Source organism: Limobrevibacterium gyesilva (genome assembly GCF_025989185.1).
In the GTDB taxonomy this organism is placed as follows: domain Bacteria; phylum Pseudomonadota; class Alphaproteobacteria; order Acetobacterales; family Acetobacteraceae; genus Limobrevibacterium; species Limobrevibacterium gyesilva.
In genome coordinates this window covers 260913-282479 of sequence record NZ_JAPDNT010000001.1, presented here as the reverse complement: position 1 = coordinate 282479, position 21567 = coordinate 260913, and the positions used below count along the sequence as shown (strand labels likewise).

At 67.1% G+C, this 21567-nt stretch carries 22 protein-coding genes; 14 read left to right on the top strand and 8 right to left on the bottom strand.

Features of this window, described 5'->3' with window-relative positions:
- The first annotated feature begins 75 nt into the window (after positions 1-75).
- From OL599_RS01390 to OL599_RS01370, 5 genes are read left to right on the top strand one after another with little or no spacing between them, the layout of a single operon-like run.
- Positions 76-1119: an ABC transporter substrate-binding protein gene (locus tag OL599_RS01390; RefSeq protein WP_264711804.1), complete on the top strand. Its 1044-nt coding sequence runs from the start codon at positions 76-78 to the stop codon at positions 1117-1119.
- A complete protein-coding gene (locus OL599_RS01385; protein WP_264711803.1) occupies positions 1095-2819 on the top strand; it encodes an ABC transporter permease in 1725 nt (574 codons plus the stop codon). Before OL599_RS01390 ends, OL599_RS01385 begins: the two co-directional genes overlap by 25 nt.
- A complete protein-coding gene (locus tag OL599_RS01380) occupies positions 2816-3898 on the top strand; it encodes an ABC transporter ATP-binding protein (RefSeq protein ID WP_264711802.1) in 1083 nt (360 codons plus the stop codon). Before OL599_RS01385 ends, OL599_RS01380 begins: the two co-directional genes overlap by 4 nt.
- Positions 3895-5475, top strand: coding sequence for a hydantoinase B/oxoprolinase family protein (locus OL599_RS01375; RefSeq protein WP_264711801.1), 1581 nt, complete (start codon positions 3895-3897; stop codon positions 5473-5475). Before OL599_RS01380 ends, OL599_RS01375 begins: the two co-directional genes overlap by 4 nt.
- Positions 5472-7517, top strand: coding sequence for a hydantoinase/oxoprolinase family protein (locus OL599_RS01370; protein ID WP_264711800.1), 2046 nt, complete (start codon positions 5472-5474; stop codon positions 7515-7517). Before OL599_RS01375 ends, OL599_RS01370 begins: the two co-directional genes overlap by 4 nt.
- A gap of 80 nt (positions 7518-7597) precedes the next feature.
- On the opposite strand, the gene OL599_RS01365 is transcribed toward OL599_RS01370, so the two are convergent.
- Positions 7598-7825 carry a hypothetical protein gene (locus OL599_RS01365; RefSeq protein WP_264711799.1) on the bottom strand — a complete coding sequence of 76 codons (228 nt, stop codon included), beginning with the start codon at positions 7823-7825 and terminating at the stop codon, positions 7598-7600.
- A gap of 549 nt (positions 7826-8374) precedes the next feature.
- Here OL599_RS01365 and OL599_RS01360 point away from each other — a divergent pair.
- On the top strand, positions 8375-9097 hold the full coding sequence (locus OL599_RS01360; RefSeq protein ID WP_264711798.1) for a response regulator transcription factor: 723 nt from the start codon (positions 8375-8377) through the stop codon (positions 9095-9097).
- Positions 9098-9288: 191 nt separating this feature from the next.
- On the opposite strand, the gene OL599_RS01355 is transcribed toward OL599_RS01360, so the two are convergent.
- Together OL599_RS01355 and OL599_RS01350 are read right to left on the bottom strand one after the other, a co-directional pair.
- On the bottom strand, positions 9289-9726 hold the full coding sequence (locus OL599_RS01355; protein WP_264711797.1) for a universal stress protein: 438 nt from the start codon (positions 9724-9726) through the stop codon (positions 9289-9291).
- 204 nt (positions 9727-9930) lie between these two features.
- Positions 9931-10641, bottom strand: coding sequence for a Crp/Fnr family transcriptional regulator (locus OL599_RS01350; RefSeq protein ID WP_264711796.1), 711 nt, complete (start codon positions 10639-10641; stop codon positions 9931-9933).
- A gap of 751 nt (positions 10642-11392) precedes the next feature.
- On the opposite strand from OL599_RS01350, the gene OL599_RS01345 reads away from it, so the two are divergent.
- The 5 genes from OL599_RS01345 (at position 11393) to OL599_RS01325 (ending at position 15892) form a co-directional block, all read left to right on the top strand.
- Positions 11393-12058 (top strand): RraA family protein, encoded by a 666-nt coding sequence (locus OL599_RS01345; protein WP_264711795.1) that lies wholly within the window; start codon positions 11393-11395, stop codon positions 12056-12058.
- Between the two features lie 103 nt (positions 12059-12161).
- Positions 12162-13208: an ABC transporter substrate-binding protein gene (locus OL599_RS01340; protein ID WP_264711794.1), complete on the top strand. Its 1047-nt coding sequence runs from the start codon at positions 12162-12164 to the stop codon at positions 13206-13208.
- A gap of 25 nt (positions 13209-13233) precedes the next feature.
- Complete coding sequence (locus OL599_RS01335; RefSeq protein WP_264711793.1) at positions 13234-14280, top strand: ABC transporter ATP-binding protein; 1047 nt, start codon at positions 13234-13236, stop codon at positions 14278-14280.
- Positions 14277-15113 carry an ABC transporter permease gene (locus OL599_RS01330; RefSeq protein ID WP_264711792.1) on the top strand — a complete coding sequence of 279 codons (837 nt, stop codon included), beginning with the start codon at positions 14277-14279 and terminating at the stop codon, positions 15111-15113. The genes OL599_RS01335 and OL599_RS01330 overlap by 4 nt, the downstream gene beginning before the upstream one ends.
- Positions 15110-15892 carry an ABC transporter permease gene (locus tag OL599_RS01325; protein WP_264711791.1) on the top strand — a complete coding sequence of 261 codons (783 nt, stop codon included), beginning with the start codon at positions 15110-15112 and terminating at the stop codon, positions 15890-15892. The genes OL599_RS01330 and OL599_RS01325 overlap by 4 nt, the downstream gene beginning before the upstream one ends.
- 17 nt (positions 15893-15909) lie before the next feature.
- Here the strand turns inward: OL599_RS01325 and OL599_RS01320 are convergent, their stop codons facing one another.
- Complete coding sequence (locus OL599_RS01320; protein ID WP_264711790.1) at positions 15910-16122, bottom strand: hypothetical protein; 213 nt, start codon at positions 16120-16122, stop codon at positions 15910-15912.
- 284 nt (positions 16123-16406) lie between these two features.
- On the opposite strand from OL599_RS01320, the gene OL599_RS01315 reads away from it, so the two are divergent.
- Positions 16407-16772, top strand: a complete 366-nt coding sequence (locus OL599_RS01315) for a hypothetical protein (protein ID WP_264711789.1) — start codon at positions 16407-16409, stop codon at positions 16770-16772.
- Between the two features lie 155 nt (positions 16773-16927).
- Here OL599_RS01315 and OL599_RS01310 read toward each other — a convergent pair whose 3' ends face one another.
- Together OL599_RS01310 and OL599_RS01305 are read right to left on the bottom strand one after the other, a co-directional pair.
- Positions 16928-17140 carry a dodecin gene (locus OL599_RS01310; RefSeq protein WP_264711788.1) on the bottom strand — a complete coding sequence of 71 codons (213 nt, stop codon included), beginning with the start codon at positions 17138-17140 and terminating at the stop codon, positions 16928-16930.
- 221 nt (positions 17141-17361) lie between these two features.
- Positions 17362-17565 carry a dodecin family protein gene (locus OL599_RS01305; protein ID WP_264711787.1) on the bottom strand — a complete coding sequence of 68 codons (204 nt, stop codon included), beginning with the start codon at positions 17563-17565 and terminating at the stop codon, positions 17362-17364.
- Positions 17566-18050: 485 nt separating this feature from the next.
- Between OL599_RS01305 and OL599_RS01300 the strand changes: the two genes are divergently transcribed.
- Positions 18051-18299, top strand: coding sequence for a hypothetical protein (locus OL599_RS01300; protein WP_264711785.1), 249 nt, complete (start codon positions 18051-18053; stop codon positions 18297-18299).
- A gap of 49 nt (positions 18300-18348) precedes the next feature.
- Here OL599_RS01300 and OL599_RS01295 read toward each other — a convergent pair whose 3' ends face one another.
- The gene (locus tag OL599_RS01295; protein ID WP_264711784.1) at positions 18349-18642 is read right to left on the bottom strand and encodes a GYD domain-containing protein; all 294 of its coding nucleotides are present in this window, start codon (positions 18640-18642) and stop codon (positions 18349-18351) included.
- A gap of 280 nt (positions 18643-18922) precedes the next feature.
- Here OL599_RS01295 and OL599_RS01290 point away from each other — a divergent pair, with 280 nt between their 5' ends.
- Complete coding sequence (locus tag OL599_RS01290) at positions 18923-20305, top strand: replication initiation protein (RefSeq protein ID WP_264711782.1); 1383 nt, start codon at positions 18923-18925, stop codon at positions 20303-20305.
- Between the two features lie 153 nt (positions 20306-20458).
- Here OL599_RS01290 and OL599_RS01285 read toward each other — a convergent pair whose 3' ends face one another.
- Positions 20459-21547, bottom strand: a complete 1089-nt coding sequence (locus tag OL599_RS01285) for an ABC transporter ATP-binding protein (protein WP_264711781.1) — start codon at positions 21545-21547, stop codon at positions 20459-20461.
- Positions 21548-21567: the final 20 nt, after the last annotated feature.

The window sequence follows — 21567 nt, the reverse complement described above, 5'->3', positions numbered from 1 at the left end:
CCCGGCTTCGCGGGATGGCAGGACCGCGCCTTTCGCTTATGCTCCACGGCAACAAGCAAGACCAAGGGGGGAACGATGTCGGGAAAGATCAGCCGCCGCAGCGTGGCAACCGGACTTGGGGCACTGGGGCTCGCGCAGATGCTGCCGCGCCCCGCACGGGCCGAGTTCGAGGCTCTGGTGGAGGCCGCGCGCAAGGAAGGCACGCTGACCTGGTACACCGCCCATACCGACGGCGAGACCGCCGAGGCCACCGGCCGCGCCTTCACCGCCGCCTATCCGGGCGTCAAGGTCTCGGTGATCCGCACCACTGCGCAGGTGGCTTATGAGCGGCTGTTGCAGGACATCAAGAACAATGTTGCGCAATGTGACGTGTTCAGCTCCACCGACCCCGGCCATGACGAGGCGCTGAAGAAACGCGGCCTGCTGGCCAAGATCACGCCGCAGAACGCCGCCGGACTCAGCGCGCCGTTCCAGGGCGTGGACCCCGACGGCACCTACTACCCGACTTCCGCCGGGCTGGTGCTGATCACCTACAACACCAAGAAAGTGAAGGCGGAGGACGCGCCGAAGAACTGGCCCGACCTGCTGGATCCGAAATGGCGCCGGCAGATCTCGGTGGGGCATCCCGCCTTCTCCGGCTATGTCGGCACCTGGGTGCTGGCAATGCGCAACCTTTATGGCTGGCAGTATTTCGAGAAGCTGGAGAAGAACCAGCCGCAGATCGGCCGCTCCGTGAACGACACGGTGACGATGCTGAATTCCGGCGAGCGGTCGGTGGCCGCGGGGCCTTCCGGCACCACGCTGATGAGCGCCGACAAGGGCAATCCGCTGGCGCTGATCTATCCCACCGACGGCGCGGTGCTGCTGGTGTCGCCCTCGGCGGTGATGGCAAATGCACCGCATCCGAACGCGGCACGGCTGTTCATGGAATTCCTGCTGAGCGACGATCATGCGCGCCTGTCGGTCGAGTCGCGCAATGAATCGCTGCGGCCGGGCGTCCTGCCCAAGGCGGGCGCGAAGCCGTTCAGCGAGGCGAAGATCATCCGCCTGTCCACCGCCGAGATCCAGAAGGGCATCCCGGAGGTGATCGAGCAGTGGCGCGATACCTTCGGCAGCTGATGCGCGCCCACGTCGTCTCGCGCCGGTTCGACCCGCTGATCCTGCTATGGGTCGCGCTGGCCGCGGTGCTGGGGTTCCTGGTCGTGAACCCGCTGCTGCGGCTGATCCTGACCAGCCTGGAGGCGCCGGACACCGGCACCTTCACGATCGCCAACTATCTCGCCGCCTATGGCCGCCCGCGCTACGTCCAGGCGCTGTGGAACTCGCTGTGGCTCGGCGCGTCGGTCACCGTGCTGTGCCTGTTCTTCGCGCTGCCGATCGCCTGGGCGGTGTCGCGCACGGACATGCCGGGGAAGGGCGCGGTGCGGCTGATGGTGCTGGGGGCTTTCATCACGCCGCCCTATCTCGGCGCGATCGGCTGGATCCTGCTCGCGGGCCCCAATGCCGGCTGGCTGAACCGGCTGTGGATGGCGCTGACCGGAGCGCCGGAGGGGGTGCTGGACATCTACTCCTTCCCCGGCCTGACCTTCATCATCGCCATCTATTCGTTCCCATACCTGTTCATCTTTACCGCCTCGGCACTGGACGTGGTGTCGTCGGAGATGGAGGACGCCGCCAACATCCTCGGCGCGGGCACGCTGCGCACCGTGCTGAAGGTGACGCTGCCGATGGTCCTGCCGGCAATCCTCGGCGGCGCGATCGTCACCTTCCTGGAGACGATCGCGCTGTTCGGCTCGCCGGCGCTGATCGCCATCCCCGCGCGGTTCAACGTGGTGACCACCCAGCTACAGCAGTTCTTCAGTCCACCCGTACGTTCGGAGGTGGCGGCCGCCTATGCGGTGCCGTTGCTGCTGGTCACGGTGGCGATGTTCGCCCTGCAGCGGCGGCTGATCGCGCGCAAGGGCTTCGTGGCGCTGACCGGCAAAGGCGGCGAGCGCCGGCTGATCGCGCTCGGCCCGTGGCGCTTCGTGCTGCTGGGCTACGCGCTGTTCGTGCTGTCGCTGTCGGTGCTGCTGCCATATGCGTCGCTGTCGCAGGCGGCGCTGGCGCGCGCCTGGGGCCAGGGCTGGAGTTTCGCCAACCTGACGCTGGGCAATTTCTACTATCTGCTGTTCGAGCACGAGACGGCTGGACGGTCGGTTGTCAACAGCTTCCTGTATGCCGGGGCGGCCGCATGCCTGGCGATCGGCCTGTCGCTGTCGATCGCCTATATCGTCAACCGCCGCCTGCTTCCGTTCGCGGGCATGCTGAGCTTCCTGTGCATGGCGCCCTTCGTGGTGCCCGGCATCGTGCTCGCCATCGCCTTCTACGCCGCCTATGCACCGCCGCCGTTGGCGCTGTACGGCACGGCGCTGATCCTGATCCTGGCCTTCACCACGCGCTTCCTGCCGATCGGCTACGCGAATGCCTCGGCGGCGATTCGCGGCATCAATCCGGAAATGGAGGAGGCGGTACGCATCCTGGGCGGCGGGCGGCTGCTGGCGGTGCGCCGGGTGATGGCGCCGCTGATGAAGCGCAGCCTGGTCGGCGCGTGGCTGCTGGTGTTCATCCCCGCGACCCGCGAGCTCAGCACGGCGATGTTTCTGTACGGCCCACGCACGCGCACCATGTCGGTGATGCTGCTGGACCTGAGCGAGGAAGGCAATTTCGAGCGGCTGGCGGCACTGGGCTTCCTGCTGCTGGCGGCGACCATCGTGATCGTGGGCGTCGGGTTCCGTCTGGTCGGGGGTGATTTCATGCTGCGCCGGGGTCGGTCATGACCAAGCTCGCACTCGTCGATCTCGGGCGCAGCTTCGGCCAGACCGCGGCCGTGCAGAGCGTGTCGCTGGCGCTGGCGCCGGGCGAGTTCGTCTCATTGCTGGGCCCGTCCGGCTGCGGCAAGACCACGACGCTGCGCATGATCGCGGGCTTCATCAAGCCGACGGCCGGGCGGATCGAGATGAACGGGGCGCTGCTGTCCGACCCCCACCGTGTCGTGCCGCCGGAAAAGCGCGGCATGTCCATGATCTTCCAGAGCTACGCGATCTGGCCGAACATGACCGTGCGCGAGAACGTGGCCTTCGGGCTGAAGCTGCGGCGGATGCCCGGCGAGGACATGCAGCGCCGGCTGAACCTGATCCTGGACGTGGTGCGGCTGGGCGCGCTGGCCGACCGCTATCCGGCCGAGTTATCCGGCGGCCAGCAGCAACGCGTCGCCCTGGCGCGCGCCATCGTCATCGAGCCGGAGGTGCTGCTGCTGGACGAGCCGCTGTCGAACCTCGACGCCAACCTGCGCGAGGAGATGCGCGCCGAGATCCGGCGGCTGCACGACGAGTTCCGGATCACGACGGTCTATGTCACGCACGACCAGTCCGAGGCGATGGTCACCTCCGACCGCATCGTGGTGATGAGCCAGGGGCGGATCGAACAGGTGGACGATCCGGTGTCGCTGTACAACCGGCCACGCACCCGCTTCGTCGCCGGCTTCATCGGCCGAACCAACTTCCTTGACGGGCATATCGACGGCGGAATGGCGGTCTTCCCGGGTATTGCCGCTCCCGCCGGCATGGTCCCCGGGCTGAAGCTGGCGCCGCGCCCGGTCAGTTTCTCGGTGCGGCCGAACACCGTGGCGCTGCATCGCACCCAGCCCGCGGCGGATGGTATCTGGTGCTTTCCCGGCCGCATCGTGGAGCGGGCGTTCCTGGGCGAGCACTGGGATTACGGCGTCCAGCCCGACGGGTCGGATCTGCGGCTGCGGGTCGCGACGTCGCCCCAGGATGTGCATGGCCTCGGCGACGCCGTGTGGATCGGGATCGACCCGGCGCGCATCGTCGAGATTCCCCCGGCCGAATCGGCATGACCGATCCCGTCACCGTTGCCGTCCTGCAGAACCGCCTGTCGGCCATCGCCGAGGAGATGGGCGAGGCGATGCTGCGCACCACCTATTCGCAGATCCTGAACTCCTCGCGCGACTTTTCGATCGGGTTGGTCGATTCCCATGGCCGGCTGGTGGCGCAAGCAGACCATATTCCCGTACATGTCGGGGCGCTGCCCTGGGCCGTGCTGGCGTTGATGGAGGTGTTCCCCACACAGTCGCCCGGCGACGTGTTCCTGCTGAACGATCCGTATCACGGCGGCAGCCACCTGCCCGACCTGACAGCCTTCGTACCGTCCTTCGCCGAGGGGCGACTCGCGTTCTGGTCGGTGGTGCGGGCGCATCAGAGCGATATCGGCGGCGCCACCATGGGCGGCTACAACCCCGGCGCCACCGAGATCTGGCAGGAAGGCCTGCGCGTGCCGCCGATCCGCCTGACCGAGGGCGGCATGATCCGCGATGACCTCGTGGCCATGCTCGCCGCCAATGTGCGTCATCCCCAGGATTTCCGCGGCGATCTGGCGGCGATGATCGGCGCCGCACGTCTCGGCGAGCGGCGCCTCGCCCAGACGCTCGCGGAGTTCGGCGCTAAGGTGCTGCAGGAGTCCGTCGAGGCGATCCTGGATGCCGCCGAACAGCATGCCCGCGCCATCGTCGTCACCTGGATGGATGGCGCCTACGAGGGCGAAGCGGTGCTGGACGACGACGGCCACGGCATCGAGAACGTGACCATCCGCGCCCGCGTGACGGTTTCCGGCAGTGATGTCACCGTGGACCTGACGCAGTCGGACCCGCAGGTGCAGGGCTTCGTCAATTCGTCGTACGCCAACATGCAGTCGGCGGTGGCGATGGCCTTCGCCTTCCTGCTCGACCCCGATTGCGCGCGCAATGCCGGCGCGTTCCGGCCGCTGCATGTGGTCGCGCGCGAAGGCACGGTGGTATGGGCGCGCGAGGGCGCCCCGGTGACGATGTGCACCAGCCACTGCTCGAACGAGATCGTGGAGGCAATCGTCGTCGCATTGTCCGGCGCCTGTCCCGACCGTGCCATGGGCGGCTGGGGGCGGCGGTTCCGGGTGGCGTTCGAGGGGCGCGACGGGCGCACCGGGCGGCGCTTCATCTGGCACATGTTCCACGCCCGTCCGGGCGGCGGTGCATCCTCCGCGGGTGACGGCTGGCCGACGGCGGGCGAGTGGCACAGTGTCGGCGGCCTGAAATTCGGCAGCGTGGAGGTGGCAGAGGCACGCTTCCCGTTGTTCTTCGAGCAGCACGAGTTCCGCCTTGGCTCGGGCGGCGCTGGCCGGCACTGCGGCGGCGACGGCGGCGAGATGTGGCTGCGCATCGAGACGGACGGCCCCGCCACCGCCAACACCGCCGGCGACGGCGTCCGCCATGGCGCGCGCGGGATGCTCGGCGGTCAGGACGGCGCTCCGCACTGCTACGTGCTGCACCGCCCCGACGGGGTCGTGCGGGAGTTGCGCACCAAGGAGGTCGGCATCGCCGTGCCGTCCGGCAGCCGCCTGCATGTGCTGTCAGGCGGTGGCGGCGGATGGGGCAGGCCGTGACGATCTCGATCGGTATCGATGTCGGCGGCACTTTCACCGATGTCGTCGCGGTGGACAGTGATGGCGCCGTGACCACCGCCAAGGCGGCCACCACGCCTGCCGACCAGTCGGAGGGCGTGATCGCCGGACTGCGCCTGCTGGGCGAGCGCCTCGGCCTGGAGCTGGGCGCGCTGCTGGCGGCCACCGAGCGCATTGTGCATGGCACCACCGTCGCCACCAACGCGCTGCTGGAAGGCAAGGGCGCGCGGGTAGGGCTGCTGACCACCGAAGGGCATCGTGACGTGATCGAGATGCGCGAGGGACTGAAGCCCGAGCGCTACGACCTGCGCATGGCCCCACCGCCACCGCTGGTGCCCCGCGCACGCCGGCTGCCCGTGCGTGAGCGGCTGCGCGCCGATGGCTCGGTGGAAACGCCGCTCGATCCCACTTCACTGGCCGCCGCGGTCGATGCACTGGCGGAGCAGAACGTGGACGCGGTGGCGGTGTGCTTCCTGCACGCCTGGTGCAATCCCGCGCATGAGCGGGCGGCGGCAGCGGCGGTGCAGGCGCGGTTGCAAGGCGCGTTCGTCACGGCGTCGTCGGACGTGCTGCCGCAGATCAAGGAATTCGAGCGGTTCTCGACGACGGTTGCCAACGCGGCGGTGGGGCCGGTCGTAGCCGGCTATCTGCGCCGGCTGCAGGACCGGCTGCTTCAGGCGGGGTTCGGTGGGCCGTTGTTCATCATGCTGTCGCACGGCGGCGTCGCCTCGGTGGACGAAGCCGTGCGGCTCGCAGCAGGCACGGCGTTGTCCGGCCCCGCCGGCGGTGTGGCGGCAGCGGTAGCACTGGCCCGGCAGGGAACCTCGCAAGACCTCATTACGTTCGACATGGGCGGCACCAGCACGGACATCGCATTGGTGCAAGCGGGTCAGCCCGTGCTGACGGGTGGGCGCGGTGTGGGCGAGGCGCGCATCGCCCTGCCCAGCCTGGACATCGTGACGCTGGGGGCCGGCGGCGGCTCGATCGCGCATGTCAGCCGTGCCGGCCTGCTGCAAGTGGGGCCGCAAAGCGCCGGCGCCGATCCAGGGCCGGCCTGCTACGGCGCCGGCGGGCGGTCGGCGACGGTGACCGATGCGAACCTGATTCTGGGCTATCTCGATCCCGCCTCGTTCCTGGGCGGACGGCGGCGGCTGGACACAATGGCGGCGGAGGCGGCGTTGACGGCGCTAGGCCGCCCGCTGGGCCTCGATGCCGTCGCGACGGCCGCGGGCATCCATCGGCTGGTGAACGCGCGCATGGTCGACGGGCTGCGAGTGGCCACAGTGCGGCGCGGCGTCGATCCGCGCCGGTTCGCATTGCTGTCCTTCGGGGGTGCCGCCGGGCTGCACATCGCGTCCGTGGCGGCGGCGCTGCGGGTGGCGCGCGTGCTGGTGCCGCTGCAGGCCGCGGTGCTGTCGGCCTGGGGCATGCTGAATACCGATCTCCGGGTGGAAATGATGCGCAGCCTGGCGCAGGGCGGCGCCATCGATCCGCAGGCCCTACGCATCGTCTGCGATGTGATGGAGCAGGAGGGTCGCGACCGGCTTCGCTGGTTCCAGGGCGACATCCAGGTGCGCCGTAGCGCCGACATGCGCTACGGCGAGCAGGTGTCGGAGATCGCGGTGCCGTTCGACGACCTCGATATGGGCGCCCCGGGCTTTGCCGCTGCCTTGGCCGAGGCATTCCATCGCCGGCACGAGGCTCTATTCACCTATGCCTTGCGCGACCGCGCGCCGGTACTGGTGAATGCCCGCGTATCGGTGGCCGGCGTGTTGCCAGCCCTGGCAACGCGCGCAGCGCCGCTCGAACGGCCCGGGGCTGTCCTGCATCGCCGCGTGCATCTGGAGTCCTGGCAGAGCGTTCCGGTGCATCCGTTCGCGGGGCTCGTTCCCGAGCAGGTGGTTACCGGGCCCGCGATCGTGGAATCCGATACCACCACCGTGCTGTTCCGCCCCGGCGACCGCGGCCGTTTCGATGCGCGCGGTTGGCTGGAACTGGAGGTTGCTGGCGCGGCAATGGCGTGAATGGCGTGCGCACCGCCCCCGCCGCGGACGGGATAGCCAGACGTACGGATGGATGTCACCCGGCTCAGGCGAGGTACGATCTAGTAGTCGCCGCCCACCTGAAAGGACCCACCCTCTTTGCCGTGACCCGCGAACTGCTGATAGAGGGGACGCCCCTGGCTCCCCTTCGGGGCGGTCAGCGCCTGCCTGCCGACGGCCTCATGGCGTACGGTCGAGGCGGCAGGTGCATGCTGGTCACAACTCGCGAAAGCCGGTGCGGCCATCACCAGGCCAACCACCGCAGCAGCGGAAAACAGCGCAGCCTTCATCGGTCGCCTCCTTCGGTGCGGACCGCCAGCGGCAGGTCCTGCGGGGGTTGGTCGGCGACACCAGCGGTGCACACCGCCAATGACATGACGATACGGGCGGCTGCCTTCGCGCCACGTGTCCGCCACCGAAAATCGAATTAATGATCGCCTTCATATCGAACGCCTCGCGCGACGCCCGCGGGCTGCGCCGCCACATTCCCGACAAGGGTCGATAACGAAAAAGCCATGAAATTCGTTGAGAAGATGGCGCTAGGCAGAAACCGGCGGCGTCGCACGACAAATGTCGCGGCCACGTGGCCCTGCGATTGCAACCTGCGTCATCTGAGGCGGTGTGCCTCGCGTTGATGTGATCGAAAGGCGGCCAAGCCCGGTGGACCAGAGGTAATGTCATGGAAACGTTGCGAACAACGTCGAGAATTCGCGCGATGATGGCTCCGAGAGCGGCATCCGGCGAGGATGTGGCCGCGTATCGGCTTTTGGCTCCCGTGGCGTTGCGCGGAGCGGAACGCCACTCGGCTTTCTTTGTATGATCGGGCGGACAGACGCCTAATGGCACAGGCGCGAGATGTACTGATCGTGACAGGCGACGGCGCCGGTTCCGGGCCGGTGGCCGAAGCGTTGCAGCACGGCGGCGCGTTCCGCGTGACCATAGCCGCCCCCATGGGTGGACCTGGGCCCGGCCTGTCGGCGATGGTTCCTACCACCCACGTTGACGCGGTGCTTCTGCATGTGGCTCATCCCAGTGCGGTGGTGCCCGAGATGCTGAGCGAACTCGGCCGCTCCGGCCTGCGCGCGCCCGTGATCATCCTGGCGGAGGCAGGTTCGGAGCCGGACGTAGTGCTGGGTCTCGATAGCGGCGCGAGCGATTACATGGTGGGGCCGCTCCGCCCGGCCGAGCTCAAGGCACGGTTGCGCGCGCAGATCCGCGCCCACCAGGCCAGCGAGGACGCGGTACTGGCGATCGGCCCTTACGTGTTTCGCCCAGCGACCCGATCGCTGGCCGCTCCGGCGGGCGGCCGCCACGTGCGGCTGACATACAAGGAAGCTGCGATTCTGAAATACCTGTACCACGCCGCCGGTCGACCGGTGGCGCGTCAGACGCTGCTGCGCGAGGTGTGGGGGTACAGCGAAGACACGGACAGCGAAACGGTCGAGTCAACCGTCTACCGGCTACGACGGAAGATCGAGCCCGATTCTTCCGAGGCACGCCTGCTGGTGAATGAGGCCGGCGGCTATCGCCTGCGGAACAATCTATCGGCGTGGCGCGACTAGGCGGTGGCTCGTGACGCGGGCCGGCATCGTCGTTCCGTGTCGGTCGAACCATCGGCCACGCCGGCCGCCGCGGTACTGGCAGCCCACGGCCACGATCGCCGCGCCGGCCACGACACCTATGACGAGTCCGAATAGGGCCGCGGCAGGGCCGCAGTGATGCCGGTCCACGCTTATGGCTGGGGCCCGCGGCCTTAGCGGTGGACGAGGACAGGGATGGTGGAATGCGTGAGCACCTTCATGGTCTCGCTTCCCAGCACAAGCGCTGCCATGCCATGCCGGCCGTGCGAGGCCATGACGATGAGGTCGCAGCCCTTGGACGTCGCGGTGTCGATGATCGCCTGGTAGGGGTGCTCGTGCTCGATCCCGACCGTGTCGCACGCCACGCCAGCGGCTCTGGCGATATCGGCCGCCGCACCAAGCGTGTTGGCCACGTGAAGCTGCATGTGCTTGCGGTACTCCGCCGGCGTGTCCTCGAGCATTTCCGGAACCGTCGTGAAGATGCGAAAAGGAGTCGACGCCGTGAGGATCGTGACGGTGGCGGCAAGACTCCTGGCCAGTGCGATTCCGTGACGAACCGCCTTGTCGGCGAGTTCGGAGCCGTCGGTCGGTATCAGGATATGCTTGTACATCTGCGTTTCCCGTTGGTGTAAGCTCGACCAGGTGCGCGCCCGGCCGTTGCCGGTCGTCTCCCCGCGGAAGAGATTAGAGCACGTCCCGATCCACGATGATCGGAAAATATCCAGGCGGCGTAACGGGGTGCCGGATGGAAGGCATTCCTGTCCAGAACGGCACCGGCATGGACCCCGGCCTGGCGCGCGACCTGCGAAGATGCCTCATCCGTGTCGGAGCAGCTCGACCCTGGCCCGCATCGTCGCGTAGCACTCGCAGGCCGCGGCCTCCAGACCGTCGCGATCGCGGATGCTGATATGCCCGTGCCGATACTGGATGAGCCCGGACTTCTGCAGCGCGCCGGCGGCAACGGTCACGCCCTGCCGCCGCACGCCGAGCATCATCGCGAGGAATTCATGCGTGAGTGGAAACTGGCTCGTTCCAAAGCAATCGCTGGCGGTCAGGATCCACCGCGCGAAACGCTGGGCCACGCCATGGCGGACGTTGCAGACGGCGGTCTGCGAGACGCGCGCCAGCACGAAGACGATGTATGGGAATATTACGTTCTGAACCCCGGGCCGCTCGGCGAGCTCGCGGCGCAGGATGTCGATATCGACACGGAAGGCGCGCCCATTGCCCTGGGCGATGACTTCGTTGGTTCCGTACGCCGCACCGAGCAGGCCCGAGATGCCGCAGAGTCCTTCATTGCCGATGATGCCAACCTCGACGGATGAACCGTCCTTGAGCGTATGGACAACGGAAAGCATCCCGGCGGTGACGAAATAGGCGGACGTCACCTCTTGTCCGGGGCTCTCGATCACATGCCGCACTGGCAGAGAAACCGGCTCCAGATGCGGCTGAATGCGCTCGAAGTCGGGTTGCAGCAGCGAATCCAATATGTGATTGCCCGTGGGCATGCGATCGGCATCGTTCATAGATACCTCGGTAACGGGGTGGCCGCGCCCGGCCGCGCGCGTCGCGGTACCGGTTCTGCAGCGACGCCAAAAACTGTTCCCGCCCGATTCTCGAAGGCGTCGGGACGACTGCTCGGTGCCCGGGTCGGGTTCGCGCATTTATGGAGACGGATGGCCTTGGGATCCAACGGCTCTGAGATCCAAAGAAGCACGGCCCTCCGAGGCCAAGTATTCGAAGGGGAGTCAAGTACCGGAATCCGGGTATAAGAAGGGTAGAAGAGATTTCGAAGCGAAACAGAGAAACGGTTCTTTTCTTGTTCATGGCATAAGCCACAATTTTCTCCAGATCGTTCGCACATTGACGCCGAGCGGGCTGATCCGATCTAAATCCATATTAAGCATAGCAGCATATAATCAAATGCCGCAACATTCGTTGTTGAAAAAAGACAAAATCGTTATTTAACGGACTTTGGTGTCCTGAAGCTGTGTGTTTTCAATAGGTTGCGGCCGTCGCGGGCGCTGCGTCGGCGTGGATCGCGCACCTTGCGCTGGTGCGTTTGCGCGGGGTCGCCACCTTTCGGTTGTGCTGTGGTTTGCAACCGCAGGGGACGGTTGTGAGTGTCCCGGTCTCGCCTGGAAGAAAGGATCGCAACGCCAGGCGCGCACTTTGCACTGCTCGCCGCCGGAATCATCCTGTGGTGGTGATTCCACCGGCCGCGAAGATGCTCTAGCGTCCATGGCCCCGATTCCCGCGTGAACGAAAGCGACGCTGATGCCGAAATACGAAATCGAGAAGATGCCCGCCCAACTCAGCGCCGAGGTTGTCGCTCTGTTGGAACAGACCGAGACGGCCACGATCGGGCATTGGCGCCACTGGGGTTTCTGCGACCGGGGCATCCAACCCTTACTGCGCCGGCGGCGCGTGGCCGGCACCGCGGTGACGCTGGCCATCCCGGGCCCGGATTCCACCCTGTTGCACCACGCGCTCGGGCTGCTGCGCCCCGGCGACATCCTGGTCGTGGATCGGCTGGGCGATGACCGCCACGCCTGTTGGGGCGGCGGGGTGACCGTTGCGGCCAAGGCCGCGGGCGCCAGGGCCGGTGTGGTGGACGGGCCCTGCACCGATCTGGAAGAGGTCGAGACCTCGGATTTTCCGTTGTGGTGCCGTGGCATCGCGCCGATCACCACGCGGCTGTACGACCTCGGCGGCCGGCTGAACAAGCCGGTATCGATCGGCGGGGCGGTGGTGATGCCGGGTGATGCCGTGCTGTGCGACGAAAGCGGCGTGGTCGTGCTGCCGCCCGACGAGGCCGAGGCCGAGGCCCGGCGCGCCATCGCCCGGCAGCAGGCCGGCCTGGTCAGCCAGGGCAAGGTGCAGGCCGGCGAGAAGCTGGGCGCACTGAGCGGCGCCACGACCAAGGTGCTGGCGGGTCTCTGAGGCGTCTCTCTCCCACTAGAACATTGCCCCGCCCGCCGTTTTCGTTTTCGCTAGCGCCGTCTGCGTCCTCGTTGGCATAGCCGTCTGTTCGTTGGAGTTTTCGATGCGCCCGACCCTGATCGCCACACTGACCGCCGCTCTCGGCCTGGCTGCCCCGCTCGCGCCCGCCTCGGCCGACCCGGCCCGCCTGCTCACGTATTCCGGCGTGTTCCAGGACAATTACACGGATGTCGTGGTCAAGCCGTTCAACGCCAAGGGCGCGGCGAAGGTGGAGTATGTCGGCGGCGATACCTCCGCGAGCATGCTGGGCCAGCTGCGTACGCAGAAGAACGACCCGCAGCTCGACGTGGTCATCATGGACGCCACCACCGCGGCCCTCGCCTGCGCCGAGGGGTTGGTGGAAAAGATCACGCCGGCCATGATGCCGGTGCTCGACGAGCTCGATCCGCAGGCGCGCAGCGGCGGTGGGGAGTGCGGCCCGGCCGTCACCTTCGACCATCTCGTCATCGTCTATGACAGCCGCGCAGTGGTGCCGCCGCCCACCTCACTGCGCGCCATGTGGGACGCGAAATGGCGCGGCCGTATCAGCGTATCCGCACCGCCGAACATCCAGGGCCTGGCGCTGACCGCGATCATGGCGCACGCCGACAGCGGCAACTGGCGGAACGCGGACGGTGCCTTCCGCGCGCTCAAGGACCTGGCCCCGTCGGTGCAGACCTTCGATCCGCAGCCGGACGGCTACAACCTGATCCTGAACAACACCGTCACCTTCGCCACTGGCTGGAACGCCCGTGCCCAGCTCTATCATGACCGCTCCGCCGGCCGGGTGGGCGTGCTGCTGCCCAGCGAAGGCACGGTGTTCCAGATCAACACCATCAACGTGGTGAAGGGTGCGCATAACCGCGACGCGGCGCTGGCATTCATGGCCTATGCCCTGTCCCCCACGGCACAGAAAGCCTTCACCGAGCGCATGTACTACGGCCCCACCAACTCGCACGCACAGATCGCCCCGGAAGCCGCGGCACGCACGGCCGCGGCGGCGGAGAACAAGGCGCGGGTGATTCCGCTCGACTGGAACGAGATGATCAAGCTGCGTGACAGCTGGAACCAGCGCTGGCGGCGTGAGGTGATCTCGGCCGCCACTCGGTGATTGTTCCTGCAGGGATTGCCCGGCCATGACCCATCTGGTCCTGGAAGGGCTGACGCGCGCCTATGGCGGGCGGCCCGTGGTGCAGGGCGTATCGCTGTCCGTGGAGCGCGGCAGCCTGCTGGCGCTCCTGGGCCCATCCGGCTGCGGCAAGACCACCACCTTGCGCATGGTGGCGGGACTGGAAGCGCCGGACGCCGGCCGCATCCTGGTGGAAGGGCGTGACGTGACGCCACTGGCGCCGCACCGGCGGCGCATGGGCGTGGTGTTCCAGTCGTACGCGCTGTTCCCCCATATGACCGCTGCGGCGAACGTCGCCTTCGGGCTTGAGATGCACGGCGTGCCGCGCGGCGAGCGCGTGCGCCGCGCGGCGGAGGCGCTGACCCTGGTCGGACTGGCCGACCACGCCCAGAAGCGGCCGCGCCAGCTCTCTGGCGGGCAGCAGCAGCGCGTGGCCCTGGCCCGCGCGCTGGCCATCGAGCCGGACGTGCTGCTGCTGGACGAGCCGCTGTCGGCGCTCGACGCGAAGCTGCGCGAGGAGTTGCGCAGCGAGATGCGCGCCATCCAGCAACGGGTCGGGGCAACATCGGTGTTCGTGACCCATGACCAGGCCGAGGCATTGGCCATGGCCGACATGGTGGCGGTAATGGACCAGGGCCGCATCGCCCAGCTCGGCACGCCCGAGGACGTGTTCGAGCGCCCCCGGACGCCGTTCGTCGCCACGTTCGTGGGCCGCAGTGCGCGCTTCGCCGGGCAGGCGGAGGGTGGTGCCGTGCGCGCCGGCGGAATGGCCATCCATGCTGCCGGGCTGCCTGCAACAGGAGCCGTGGAGGTGTTCGTCCGTCCGCACCGGATCCGGGTGCTGGCGGATGGCGACACCGCAGAGAACGCCCTCGACGGCACCATCGCCGCCATCGACTACACCGGCGAAGTTGCGCAATTGCAGGTCGACACGCCGGTCGGCCGTGTCCCGGTGGACGTGGCCACGGCCGACGGCGCCTGGCGGGCGCGGCAGCCTGGCCAGCCGATCCGTCTGGGCTGGCGGGCCACCGACACGATCTGGTTCGCGGCATGAGCCGGCGGCAGGCCGGGTGGCTGCTATGCCTGCCGGCACTGGCCCTGCTGACGCTGGCCTTCCTGTGGCCCATGGCCATCCTGGCGCGCATGAGCCTGAACGAGACCTCGGAGTCCGGCATGCTGGTCGAGACGGTCTCGACCGCGACCTATGTGAAGCTGGCCGAGGACGCGTTCACCTGGCAGGTCACGCGCGACAGCCTGGTTCTGTCGGCCGGATGCGCGACCTCGGCCCTGCTGCTGGCCTATCCCATGGCGCTGTTCCTGTTCCGCACCCGCAGCCGATGGCGCAACCTGCTGGCGATCGCGGCGATCGCGCCGTTGCTGGTCTCCGGCACCGGCCGCGTGATCGGCTGGCTTGCCATCCTCGGCGATGGCGGCATGGTGAATGCTGCACTGCACGCAATCGGCCTGCCCACCCAGCATCTGATCAACAACTGGACCGGCGTGCGCATCGGCCTGACCGAAAGCGTGATGCCCTATACGGTGCTGGCGCTGCTGGCCGGATTCGGCCGTCTCGACCCGCGGCTGGAGGAGGCCGCGGCGACGCTCGGTGCGCGGCCGCTGCGGGCATTCTGGCGGGTCACCTTCCCGCTGACATTGCCGGCCGTCTCCGCCGGCTGGCTGCTGGCCTTCGTGCTGGCGATCTCGGCCTTCGTGACGCCGCATCTGATGGGCGGCGGGCGAGTGTTCGTGCTGGCGACCGAGATTTATGACGCGGCCACCCAGACGCTGGACTGGCCGGCCGCGGCGGCACTGTCGATCTATGCGTTGGTTCTGCTGCTGGTGCTGATGCTTGCGCATGGCACACTGTCGCGGCGGGCGGCAGCATGAAGGTTGGCCGGTTTACCGCCGTGTTGGCCGCATGCGGCTACGGCTTCCTGCTGTCGCCGTTGCTGCTGGTATGCCTGCTGAGCTTCTCGGCGGACGACTACCTGACCTTCCCGCCGTCCGGCTGGTCGCTGCGCTGGTTCGGGGCGCTGGTGGCGAACGGGGCGATGCTGCAGGCCGCGCGCACCAGCCTGTTGCTGGCCAGCGTGGTCACGCTGCTGGCATTGGCGGCCGGGTTGCCCGCGGCGCTGGCAGTGGCGCGAGGCTGGGTTCCCGGCGCGGTTGCGGCGCTGCTATCCGCCCCGCTGCTGTTGCCCACGCTGGTGCTGGGCCTGGCGCTGCTGATGGCGTTGCAGCCGCTGGCACTTGTGGCCACATGGCCGGGATTGGCACTGGCCCATATCGTGGTGGTATTGCCCTTCGTGGTACGAATCATGACCACCGCGTTGTCAGCCCTGCCAGCCGAACTGGAGGCGGCGGCGGCCACACTTGGCGCTTCCCCATTGCGCGTGTTCTGGCGGGTGACGCTGCCGCTGGCGGCCCCGGGTGCCATCGCCGCAGCCACCCTGGCTTTCCTGGTCAGTTTCGACGAAGTGGTGATCAGCCTGTTCCTGGTCGGCCCACGTCTGACCACGCTGTCGGTAGCACTGTTCCGCTATACGGAGAGCCGCACCGACCCGCTGGTCGCGGCCCTGGCGGTGGCGCTGATCGCCGTCACTGTCGTGGTGGTGCTGACGGTGGATCGGCTGGTGGGATTCACCCGCACGATTGGCCGGACCTGAGGCGCCCTCAAGCGAGCCTACCGCCTGCGGCCGCCACTGAATTCGTCGCGGGTGGTACTGCGTGATGGCGCGGGGATCACTCCTTCGATGAGCGCGGTCAGCAATGCACCTGTCAGGACGAACGCGCTTGCCGCCCACGCATTGCCGACGCACAGGCCGAACAGGGCCATCAACGAGACGATCAGAACGATGGCGTATCCGATCCCACGAAAGCCATCTGCTACTTGCATTTTGCAGGTCTCCCCCGCGTCCAGTTTGATGCTAGCGCTCCGACATGTCTGGATTTCGGCACGATCCTGTCAGGATCAGGGCACGTCGCGACCAAGCATCAGGACGATGCACGCATAGGTTCCGTGGGCATATGAACCGGGTCACACTCGCGGCCGGGCGAAGGTCCGACGCGGCAACTTGGCGTGCCTATCCTCTTTGGTGTTGATCGCCGGCGGCCCAGGAGTCATGGTGCCGCGTCGGTGCTCGCTGGTGCCCGTCGGCCCCTGAATACGGGCCTGGGCGGATGCATCTCCAGCAAATCGCGCACTTGGCGGCGAACCCCGAGAAAAACGAATCCTCAGGGCTTTTTATGCCCAAGAGCGGGTTCGCCTTGAGTCTCATTCGAGATGGGGCAAAACCGATGATTAACGTTCTCGACGAACAAGAGCACTACGTGCTGGTATCGGACGGGGAGCACTTCGCAGTCGTTGAGCGTCGTGTTGGGAAATTTTACGCACTGCACCACCGCGAATGCCACGGGTACCTCCTCGACGACCCGGACCTGGTGAACCTGGTCAAAAAGACGGGCGTACGTCGTGAGCGCGAGGCTCGCGCCATACTCGTCAGGGTCGCGATGGAATGGCGTGATCTCTTCGAGCACATCAGATGAGAACAGCAAACTCTCGTCGCTGGTGACAGCGACGAGAGGATCCGTCGCCGTCTCAAATCTCCACGGGGGCATCCTGGCAAGGGCAGGAGGCTGTAAGCGCGTGCACAGCTATTGCGACGGCGCCGTCGCCGGTTCCGCGACGCGCGGCCCACGCATCACTTTTCGTCCAGGGTGAAGCCGACTTTCAGCGTTACCTGATAGTGATCGACCTTTCCACCTTCGATATGGCCGCGCGTCTCCAGAACCTCGAACCATCTCAGATTACGGATCGTTGCAGACGCCTTCGCGACAGCGCGCTCGATAGCATCCTCGATGCTTTTATCAGAGGATCCAACGAGTTGGACAACCTTGTAAACGTGCTCTGGCATGGCGGTTCTCCTATTGCTGCGCGGGCGTGATGGACGGTGCGCTCGGCGCAGCATCCGCGCCGGTGGTAGCGGCGATTGCGACGCCGGCCGAAACGAAAGACCAAATCGCCGCTCGCATCGAACGCGATCGCGACGCGGCACGGTCGGCTCCAGAGCCCGGTCGGCCGTGCAGCGAAGCCGGCTCTGCCAGCCGGGCCTCGCAGCGAACCGCTTCCTGCGTCTCAGCTCTCCAGGATGAAGGTGATCTCCATGGTCACCCTGTATTCCGCGATCTTGCCGTCTGACACGCTCGCTTTCTGCTCGACAACATGGAGGCCGGTGATGCCGCGCAAGGTCTTGCTGGCGCGACCCAAGCCTTCGCGGATGGCGTCGTCGAAACTCTTGGTCGAGGCCGCTGTGATCTTCGTCACTGTTGCTACTGCCATCGTCGCCTCCCACAGTTAGCGGCCGTTCCGGCCGACAACGGCGGGATGATAACCCAATCGGCGTGGCTCGGCCGAGCAAAGTCGGGGATTGCGGCGCCGATACGTATTTGTGCACGCGCGCCAATCGCCACCGGTGCCCCAACAAACACGATGCAGCTTGATCGGGCGGGCGTCGCCGCAGGCAGTTGGTGTCTGCCACGTGCCGTCGATCCACTGCAGGGACGCCCTGAAGTTGGCTGAATGACCGGGGAATTTCGTCCGTGGGCCGGGTTGGCGAAAGAGTTGTGCGGTGTCTGGAAGCTGGCTTGCCCTGCCCCGCACACCCGGGCAGCTGCGACAATAGGTCAACGCCGGCATGCCGTTGGCGGACAGGCGGGAGTGTTAAAGCGATCTAACTTTCGCTATTCGCGCACGCGCTCTAAGATTATCTATTCATGTGCGGAAGCGGATCGAAATCTCTCTTGTCGAACGAAAGAGGCGTAGGAATGTCCGAGACACGTCAGAAATTTCTGTGCGATGCGGTCGCCATCGCGGAGCCGAACACCAAGCTGTTCATCACGGTCTACAAGGTTGGCGACGGCATCGAATTCAGCAGTGGGCGCGGCGAGACGAAGCATGGCTCTCCTCGCCGTCATTGGACGAACGACAACATCAAGCAAGAGATCGCGTTGATCTACGGTGCGAAGACTGTCGAACTGGTGCACCCGGCGCCCGTACCGGCGAAGCGCAGCTAGACGCCAGCTCCGGCCTTTGCTTCGGGTCGAGCGTGCCAGGAAGATTGGTCTAGCCAACCGAATTGATGATCTCCCGCATCGCCAGTTCCGGGAAGGCTTTCAGCGACGTCGTCCGCACATTGCCGATTTTCCCGAGCATCAGGATGAATCGGGCTGCCACCGCATCGTCCGGTGCGTCGTAGATTCCAATAAGATCATACTCGCCCATGGTCATGTAGACCGACCCGAAGTGACCGCCCATGTCCTCCAGAAGCTTCCTGGCCGCGGCGAGGCGCTTCGGAACCTCCCCGATGGTGCGCATGCCTTGGTCAGTCCATTTGGCCAGCATGACATAGGTGGTCACGGCATATTTCCTCCCGACTGCTGACAGAAGAGCGAATGTTCGGCGTGATCACTCTCTTCGTTTCCCACGCCCGCCGCGACGAAGTATAGCTCCGCCAAGCCGCCCCGCCGGCACGGGATTTTGGTGCCCACCCCCGGCGCCGAACCACTTGATTTAGCGCCGGATTACCTCTATCGACTGGGCCCGCTATGCACCATGGCCGCATTCAAATACGCGCCAACCCGGCATAAGCGGGCGATTGACCCACCTGACACCACGACCCGATTAGGCTCCCATCGACATGGACACACTCGGCGGCCCGCGTCCGTCTGCGGCGACTGAAGCCCTTGCGCCGGTTTCCGGTGACTTCTTCTGGCACCATCCAGCACTCTGCCAGCTTGCGTTGCCGGTCCGCGCTTCCTCCAAAGGAAGCTGGAGTCGCGATATCGGCACAGCGGCGGTGACGATTTCGGCCGCCGGAGCGGATGCGCCGCCGATGCCGACCGGCCGATCCCTTCGCCTGTTGCTGATCCATCTCTTCAGCGCCGCCATCCGCTCCGCCAGTCCGGTCATCGATGTCGGCGAAAGCCCGGCCGCACTCTCCCGGCAGATGGGGCTGGACATCGAGGGGCAGAAGCTGCGTGAGCTCTCCGAGCAATACGAGCGACTTGCGGCCGCCAAGATCGCCGTTTCCATCGACGGCAAGGCGAGCTTCACCGTGTTCGATGGGCGCGGCAAGGCACGCGCGGCCGGATTGGAGTGGCGCCCGGGCATCAGGCTGAACAGCAGGTTCTTCGAAAGCCTGACGCAGAGCGCGGTGCCCCTGGAGCGGGCGGTCGTCGCGGCCCTGACCGATTCCGTGATGGCGCTCGATGCCTATGCCTGGGTCGCATACACGCTGTCGTGCCCGCAAGGCTCTCTGGTGGTGCCGTGGGAACGCCTGCTGCGGCAGTTCGGGACGGCAGCAGCCAAGATGGACGATTTCCGGCCGGCCTTCGAGCAGAGCCTTCAGCAGGTGTCGGCAGCGTGTCCGTCGGTCTCGCTCGTGTTCGGCGCGGACGGGGTGGAAGTTCGCCAGGGCGGGCGCGATGTGCGGCGGGCCAGGCCCGTCACATCGGCGACGCCGGCCCCGCATCCGGCACCTCCGCAGGCTCCGGCCGCGGCATCTGCGACGGCGGCTTCCGATGCGGACCTGCCTGCGCTGCCCGATATGCCCGCTCCTGAAGCTGAGCGTTTTCCTGCGATTGCCGATCGACCCGCCGCAGGCACTGACGCTCCCATCGACCCGGACGACGATTCCGCCGCCGAGCTGGCCGGCGCGACGCTTGTCGGTTCGGAGGACGGACAGGTGGTCCGGAATGGATTGGCCCAGAAAGTCAGTCTGAAATCCCACCTGACCGGCTTGCGGCAGGTCATATGGCTGCAGCGCAGGAGCGGCAACGGCGAGGTGGTCATCGAAGTGACGCCGGGTGGGCGCTACGACCCTGAAAACGTGACAGTATTGGCGCTCGAACCGATCGTTGTTCAGATCGTGGGCGGGCTCTATGCGCGCGACTTCGAGAGGGTTGCCGCATGGGCCAACGTCAACCGTGATCTCATCGACGACTTCTGGCACGGTCAGATCGACTCGCTTGAGCAGATGGCGAGCCGCGTGCGGAAGGTTCCGGCACCGGGCTGGCGCTGAAGGCGCGGAACCGCCTCACCGACGGCGACGTCAGAGGTATTCGGCGGCGTTCGGCCTCCCTGTGCCATCGCTCGCCGCCCGATCGGCGTGCGGAATGGTCCCCGCGGGGACGGCAGCTCGTGCCCGATTGGCACGCGCCGGCGTTTGCGGGACTCACGCCCGCTGATGCACGGCCGGGTATGCTGGTAAAGGATCTCGAGCGGCGGCAGGCACCGCGACGGGCACGTCACGTCCGGCAGATGAAATACTCTGAGCGGCACCAGCCGGCATCGCGTTCGGCGGGAAGGCCGCACATGCACCGGTTACGCGCAGGTGCACCACCGCACCAAGGGGCGGGGCATCTGCCAGGCGCAGCTGCAATTGCATGCCCTCCAACGCGACGGTCACGAGCGTGTGGTCGCCGCGGAAAGCCCGCGCCACCACCCCCCCTGCAACGCCCTGGCCGGGCGGGGCGAGGGCAACCTGTTCCGGCCGCAGCAGAACCACCGCCGGCCCGGCCGGCATCGGGCAGCCCGGGTGGAGCCTGACCCGGCCAAGCGCCGTCTCGGCGCCGCCGTCGCTGAGTGTCGCGTCCAGGAACACCGCCGCACCCGTCAGTCGCGCGACGGCAGGATCAACGGGCGCGTGATAGACCATGGCGGGGTGGTCGCACTGTGCCACCAGGCCCGCGCGCATGATCGCGAGGCGGTCGGCGCTGGCGAAGGCTTCCTGCGGATCATGCGTGACCAAGACGGCAGTGGCGCCGGCGACGCGGATGGCGGCGATGACGTCCTCGCAGACGGTGCGTCGCAGTTCCAGGTCGAGGGCATTGAAGGGCTCGTCCAGCAACACCAGCGCGGGCCGTGGAGCCAGCGCGCGGGCGAGCGCGGCGCGTTGCTGCTGGCCGCCGGACAGCTCGTTCGGATAGCGCCGGTCCAGGCCCTGCATCCCCGTCAAACGCAGCACCTCCTCGACCCGCCCGCTGCGCCGCTCGCTCCGGTCCAGACCGAAGGCGACGTTTTCCGCCACGGTGAGGTGCGGAAACAGCGCGCCCTCCTGCGGCACGTAGCCGATGCGCCGGCGCTCCGGCGGCACGTGCAGGCCAGCCGACGCAACGAGGTCGCCGCCGATGGCGATCTCGCCGTCATCGACCCGGTCGAAGCCGGCAACAAGGCGCAGCAGCGTGGTCTTGCCGCAGCCGGAGGCGCCAAGCACGGCGACGATGCAGCCCTCCGCCAGCTCCAGATCGACGCCATCGAGCACCGGCTGCCGGTCGTAGCGCT